We start from the raw sequence: 6000 nt of genomic DNA, 5'->3' as shown, positions 1-6000 counted from the left end.
GATCTTCTCAGAGAGTTCGGTTTATCAATCGATCTTCTGCGAGAGCCGGCGAGGAAGTGCGAGGAACCAACGAAAAAGTGGGTTTAGGTCTTGCGGACATTTTGAAAAAGGAACCCGATAAAACTCATACACAAGGCGGAATTAGCGTAACCAGGATCGCTCCCGAGGAAAAGAAATTCGGAGCGGACGTTTTTGCGATTTCGGAAGATTCCGATTACGGACATGTCAATTCGATTCAAAGAATCCTAGCCGGATTCGTAAAATCTAACTTCGGCTATGACGACAAAAATTCCGACATTCTCGCCACTTATATTTTATATTACAATGCCATTCATAGGAAAGATAGGAGTTATATCGGAAGGAAATATTCCAATTCTGTAATTAAGTTTGTAAACCCGAATTCCATCGGAATTTCCAGACGTTATTCCGAATGGCCCGGAAAAACTCAGATTTTGATTCCCCTTGTCGAAGACGTTCTCGGTAAGGACGTTCATACGGACGAATTGGAAGACGAGGTCAATAAGGAGTTGGATAAGAAAAAGGAAGGGCAGTCCGAAAAGGATAAGTTCGGCGATCTTCAGAACGAAAAAAACAAGAAAGAATTAGAAGAAGTAAAGCGCAGAAAAGAAGAAAACCAGAACAAACAAAAAGAAATTTCCGATAGGGAAATAAAAACCGATAAGGAACTCCAAGAGCTCAATAAAGATCCTGTAAAAAATAAAACTCAGATCGCAGAAAAGAAAAAAGAAAAAGAGCAGATTCAAAAAGAAAAGCAATCCGCTCAGAAAGAAGAGCAAAAGTTAAAAGAAAAGGAAAAAGAAGTCGTTAAAAAAGACGAAGAAAGGAAAAATAATAAAACCAATCCTTCTACTTCTTCCAGTTCCTCAAGCTCCTCTAAATCCGATTCTAAGGGCGATTCCGGCAATAGTAAATCGGGAAGTGATAATCAGTCTTCTAACAAGAAATCGGAGGCGGAGTTAAAGAAAGAACTCGCGGAAACTAAGAAGGAGTTGGAAATCAAAAAGGAAGAAGAAAAGAAAAAAGAAGAATTCGATAAAAACGTGGTCGGAGGAAAAATTCTTTTCTTAAAAACTCTGAAATATCTGGATAAAGGACATTATAATAACGAGCTTCAGGTTTTGGATCCCACCAAGGACGACACGATTTTTAGAGGAGACTTCAACAAGATCTGCGGTAGGACTTTCGAGATCGTGGATGGAAAAGCTTTGGTCATAGGCTTTGAAGACGGCCACTCTTCCAATCATAAGTTGATTTTGATCGATCAGGAAACTTTAAAGCCGACTCTTTCGGCGGCGGACAATATTTTCTGGAGATCTCCTATGATCGTAAAAGGTGATGAAATCTACGCTTTTGAAGAAGTTGAGGAAAAATATTATCTTTCGCGTTTCGGCAAGGATCTGAAAAAACAGGCCAAGTCTTCGGAGGAGATCAGCCCGAATTCGAACGTTACTTTTTATGGTGAAAAAATTTATGTCACCGGTAAGGAAGAAAGTTCGGGCAGCATTCAGATTACCGTTTTTAACAAGGCGGATCTGAAACTGATTAAGAAAATCAAACCGTAATCCCGACCAAACTGCAGGTTTAAAAAATCAGCCGTCGCACCTTTCTTTTAGGTCGGCGGTTTTTTGTTTGTTGGGATAGAATTTATAATTCAATCATTTGGCATATAGATGCTCAAAAATGAAATAGAGTTGTTGAAAAATTAATTCTCCCTCTGTTTGCGTTTCACCGAAACGGGCGATTCGAGTAGTTTTTTTAAACTCCGCTATGGAATTTTTCAACAACTCTAACGTAGTTTCTTAAACATTCGCAAAGATTTTAAATTCGAAAATTTATTTTTTCTCTCTATCGGAGTGATTCTAGAAATCTCTTCCAACAATTTTCGGATGAAATCTACTCTTTCTAAGAAGCTAATGTTTGCGCGCGCTGTGTTTTTTTGCAAAGCGCAATCTGACAACTCCGAGCAATGTTTCGCTCATAGTCGATTCCATCGATCAATGTTTCTTCGATTTTTCCAAATAAATTGGCATCAATGCTTGATCTCTACATAATAGAGTGTCCAAAATTCTGCGTTAAACGTGGGATTTGTGTTCAAATTAGCCGTACTTCTTTATGTAAAGATCAGTAATAAAACTTTCACAGCCGCCGTGAAAGTTTCATCGTAGATTTTAGATTTGAAAAGCAATTGTTCGGTTATCCGGTTAGGGACAAAAATTTTATCTTAGGGAAGTGAGTTCTCTATAAGCGCGGACTACTCCGTCGGCGATTGTCTTTGTGAACGTTAGGGCCACTCTTGCTTTTTCGGAAGCGATCATCACTTCGTGAGCGTCTACGGAATTCGGATCGAAAACCATCTTTTGAGTCAACTCGTCCGCTTCCACTTGGAGATCGTTTACGGAAGTTAGGGCGTTCTTCATCGCCTCCGAAAAACTTTCCGCTACGTAATCGGGAGAAACAGGTTGTTTTACGTCTTTGTAATGTCTTTCCTCCGTAGTAGATACTTTTACGTTATCCCCCTTTGGGCTGAGCGGATGGGGTTTGTTTCCCGTATAACCCGAGTTATACGTATACCAGAGAGAGGAATTAGAATTGATTTCCATGATTAAGCCCTACCTATTTCCAAAGCCTTATTGAACATCGCTTTGGATCCGTTGATCATTTGTACGTTTGCCTCATAAGATCTGGATGCCGAAATCATATCCGTCATCTCCGTGACTATGTTTACGTTAGGCATTTCCACATATCCTTTTTTGGGCCCGATCTGAATCGCGTCCGGGTGTGTCGGATCATAAACCAATCGAAGAGGGGTCATGTCCTTTTCTATTTTCATTACCTTCACGCCCTTGCCTTCTCCGGGGGCGACTCCGAACGGATAAACCGGACTTCTCCATCTGGTCCTCAAATTGATCGGAGTCATCACGACTCGATCTCTTCTAAATGGACCGTCCCCGTTTGTATTTCGAGTTGTGGTCGAGTTCGCGATGTTATTGGAGATAACATCCATCCTGAGTCTTTGGGCGGATAAGCCGGTTGCGGAAATGTTGATTGATGAAAAAAGTCCCATGGCTACTTCCTAAAACGTAAAATTATGCCTCATTAAAATAGATGCGAAAAGATTCAAACCGAATTTTTAAGCCATTCTCATAACCTGTTTTAGATCTCTGTAGTTCTGATTGAGTCTTTCGGTCATCATCATGTACTGCATTTGAGAATTGGAAGCTTCCACGACTTCCTTTTCCACATCCACGTTATTCCCGTCGGCTCTCATAGTCGTTAAGTAATCTATGTTTGTTTTCGGCTGGACCTCTCGATAATCCATCGGTTTGAAAAATTGAATATGGCGTTCGTCCGAAATTTGAGTCGGTACTTCTTTCAAAGCTTCGATTTTCTCGGACTCGATGGCTCTCTTCATCATCGATTCGAAAATTACTTCGGATCTTTTGAAATGAGGAACGTCGGCGTTTGCGATATTGTCCGAAATTACTTTTCTTTTGAGAATGGAATTATTCATTCCTCTTTCCAGGAGATCCTGGGTTTTCATGAAGTGGGTTTTCTCGAACATTATTTCTTCTCCCTCCAAAAAATCGGTTGAATTTGCAATTTCCAAGAGAGATTTTTTCCAAGAGAAAGTTTTTTTATCCGAAGTTTACGGAGCATAATGGAGAAACTTTGAAATGAATTTTTATGTCAGAAACACCTGAAACGATCGAAATCACTCCTGATCTTACGACCATTTTTAATGATTACTATACGTTCAGAAGAATGCTTATGGACGCGATCGATAAAAAACCGAAAAGTATCGTTCTCAACTTGGGAAATATTCCTATGATGAATTCCATTTCAATCAGTTCTCTCGTTTGGTTTTTAAAGAATGCTCGTTCTGAGGGAATTTCCTGTACGATCAGCGCAATTCATCCCGATCTTCTCAATACGTTCGAAATTCTAAGTTTGAAAGAATATTTGGACATTCGATAAATTTTCGTTCAATCCTTGAAAATGTTGGAATCTCTTGATTTGTTTCTTTGGGAGGGCGATTTTCATTGGACAGTGGGAGACACGTCTCTATGTTTGAATCTATGAAAAAAATCTTTTTCGTTTTCACTTTGATTTTGTTTTTATTTGTCGTTTGTAAAAAAAAGGAAGAGTTGATTTTAGGGGATTGGATAAAAGTCAAAGAGTGTTCCGAAAAAGGGGAATGTACCACACCGACTAAGGAAAAAAGAAATCATCTCCAAATTTTTCCGCAGGGCCTTGCCATGTATGATACGTTTCATCTTACTTATAAAATTCAAGGAGACGATATCCATTTTAATCTCGCGGACCTCGCTTTTGATTTGGAATATAGGATCTTAAAAGTAGACGAGAAAGAACTTCGGCTTTTCAATAAAAAGACCAATGATGAAGAATACTTTGAGAAAAATTAAATCGTATATCTATTTCGTTTTTTCTTGATTCGGATTCGGTTCGGATTATGAAACATATCTTTCATTTGCTTTTGTTGTTGTTCTTTTTTTCGGATGTTCTTTTCGCAAACGACGAGGACGAAAATCTCCCCGAAGATTCCGTGTTCAATCAAGATAATATTTCTTTAAGTCCGACCGAGGCGGCTCGTCGTAGGGTTCAAATCGCCGCTTTGAATACTGAAACCGTAAATCTCATCCGTGCCAATAATCTCGCCAAAGCTTCCGCCAACATAGATAAAATTAGAAAATTGGATAAGAATTCGATGGAGTATCACTATCTAAAAGGTTCTTATCTTTATGCGCAGGGAAAATATCCTCAGGCGGAAAATTTTCTTTTAAAAGCGATTCAAATTCATCCGAGTCACGACCCATCTTATTATTTATTGGGGATGATTTTTATTCAAAAAGCCAAGTGGGCAAAATCTCTGGAATACTTTCAGAAAGCGGTGGAACTTTCCAATTACAATCCGTTCTATAGGATCAACTTGGCCCTAGCTTATTTTGAAACCGGAAATTTTCTTAGAGCGAAAGCCGAATCGGAAAGAACGATCGAACTCAAACCGAATTTTAGAGCCGCGAAACTTCTTCTTTTGAAATCCAATTTTCTTTTGGGCAACAAAGCGGAGGCTTATTCTCAGTGTGTCGATTTCGTTAAGGAAGGATTCTTATCTCGGGAATATATGTTGATCTATGCGAGACTTGTAATGGAGATTTATCAGGATTATAGAAAAGCAATCGAGATTTACACTCAATATGGGGAGCTTCCTTTTCAGGAAAAAAGATTTTTAGCTCGCGCTTATTATAATATAGGAAACTACCGAGCGGCGGCCGCAACATATCAAGCCGTCGTTCAATTAAAAATCGCCCGAGAGGAAGACAAGATCGAATACATTCGCTCTCTTTCATTCATTAAGGATTATAAAAGGCTCGAAACTTTTGTGAGTTCTTGGCTTCAAGAGGAGCCGGAGAAGCAAAATAAAATTCTAGAAATTTTAGATGTCGCGGAGCTTTTAAAGGAAAACGACTCTAAGATATTTCATATGTTTCCGTCGCGATCTCCATACTGAGTTCGGGATTGGCTCCCAGCAAGTTGGAGCCATAGTCACGGCCGTTATCTTTTGCCTGTTTGCTTCAGCCCTTTTGAAGCGAGCCGTTTCCGTTATGAAATTTACAAGCCGAAGCCCTATCGGGAATCGGTACGCTTTAAAGCTTGTTCTAAAAATTTCAACACGGAACTTTCACGTAGATTTTCTGAGAATAAGCGGTTTAAAAACGCGAAAATAATATAAAACGACGTGAGTTCGGGGATACCCGCGTTCTTGTGAAACTAAAGCATCTCGCTCCTATCATAACCTTACCCGCAATTAAGAAGGCTTTTGGAATCATAAGGATCAAAAACTGATATTTTCCAAATATTCCGACAAGAATGAGGCTTGTTACTTGCAAAAAGTATGATTTTATAATATAGAAAAATCTCTCGAGTCTTCCCGCCGCCCAAAAATCAGGCGCAGAGCTC

General features: G+C 39.4%; 7 protein-coding genes (1 of these 7 running past the window's edge). 4 read left to right on the top strand and 3 right to left on the bottom strand.

Features of this window, described 5'->3' with window-relative positions; translation table 11 throughout:
• Positions 1–1583 carry the 3' portion of a P83/100 family protein gene (locus tag FHG67_RS18035; RefSeq protein ID WP_004501689.1) on the top strand. Its footprint begins 91 nt before the window's first position, so 1583 of the gene's 1674 nt are visible here — the last part of the coding sequence; its start codon lies off the left edge, out of view; it ends in the stop codon at positions 1581–1583.
• Positions 1584–2237: 654 nt separating this feature from the next.
• Here FHG67_RS18035 and fliE read toward each other — a convergent pair.
• The 3 genes from fliE to flgB all read right to left on the bottom strand — a co-directional run bounded on the left by fliE (position 2238) and on the right by flgB (position 3583).
• Positions 2238–2621, bottom strand: a complete 384-nt coding sequence (gene fliE / locus FHG67_RS18030; RefSeq protein WP_002627795.1) for a flagellar hook-basal body complex protein FliE — start codon at positions 2619–2621, stop codon at positions 2238–2240.
• A 2-nt stretch (positions 2622–2623) separates the two neighbouring features.
• On the bottom strand, positions 2624–3085 hold the full coding sequence (gene flgC / locus FHG67_RS18025) for a flagellar basal body rod protein FlgC (RefSeq protein ID WP_002627830.1): 462 nt from the start codon (positions 3083–3085) through the stop codon (positions 2624–2626).
• A 66-nt stretch (positions 3086–3151) separates the two neighbouring features.
• On the bottom strand, positions 3152–3583 hold the full coding sequence (gene flgB / locus FHG67_RS18020) for a flagellar basal body rod protein FlgB (RefSeq protein WP_002627791.1): 432 nt from the start codon (positions 3581–3583) through the stop codon (positions 3152–3154).
• A 122-nt stretch (positions 3584–3705) separates the two neighbouring features.
• Between flgB and FHG67_RS18015 the strand changes: the two genes are divergently transcribed.
• The 3 genes from FHG67_RS18015 (at position 3706) to FHG67_RS18005 (ending at position 5551) form a co-directional block, all read left to right on the top strand.
• The gene (locus FHG67_RS18015) at positions 3706–3996 is read left to right on the top strand and encodes an STAS domain-containing protein (protein WP_002627814.1); all 291 of its coding nucleotides are present in this window, start codon (positions 3706–3708) and stop codon (positions 3994–3996) included.
• A gap of 101 nt (positions 3997–4097) precedes the next feature.
• Positions 4098–4445 (top strand): LIC10301 family lipoprotein, encoded by a 348-nt coding sequence (locus FHG67_RS18010; RefSeq protein ID WP_026054351.1) that lies wholly within the window; start codon positions 4098–4100, stop codon positions 4443–4445.
• Between the two features lie 47 nt (positions 4446–4492).
• Positions 4493–5551 (top strand): tetratricopeptide repeat protein, encoded by a 1059-nt coding sequence (locus FHG67_RS18005; RefSeq protein WP_004497537.1) that lies wholly within the window; start codon positions 4493–4495, stop codon positions 5549–5551.
• Positions 5552–6000: the final 449 nt, after the last annotated feature.

Source organism: Leptospira weilii, assembly GCF_006874765.1.
Taxonomy (GTDB): Bacteria; Spirochaetota; Leptospiria; order Leptospirales; family Leptospiraceae; genus Leptospira; species Leptospira weilii.
The sequence above is the reverse complement of the archived record's forward strand: the minus strand, read 5'-3'. Positions and strand labels throughout refer to the sequence as shown.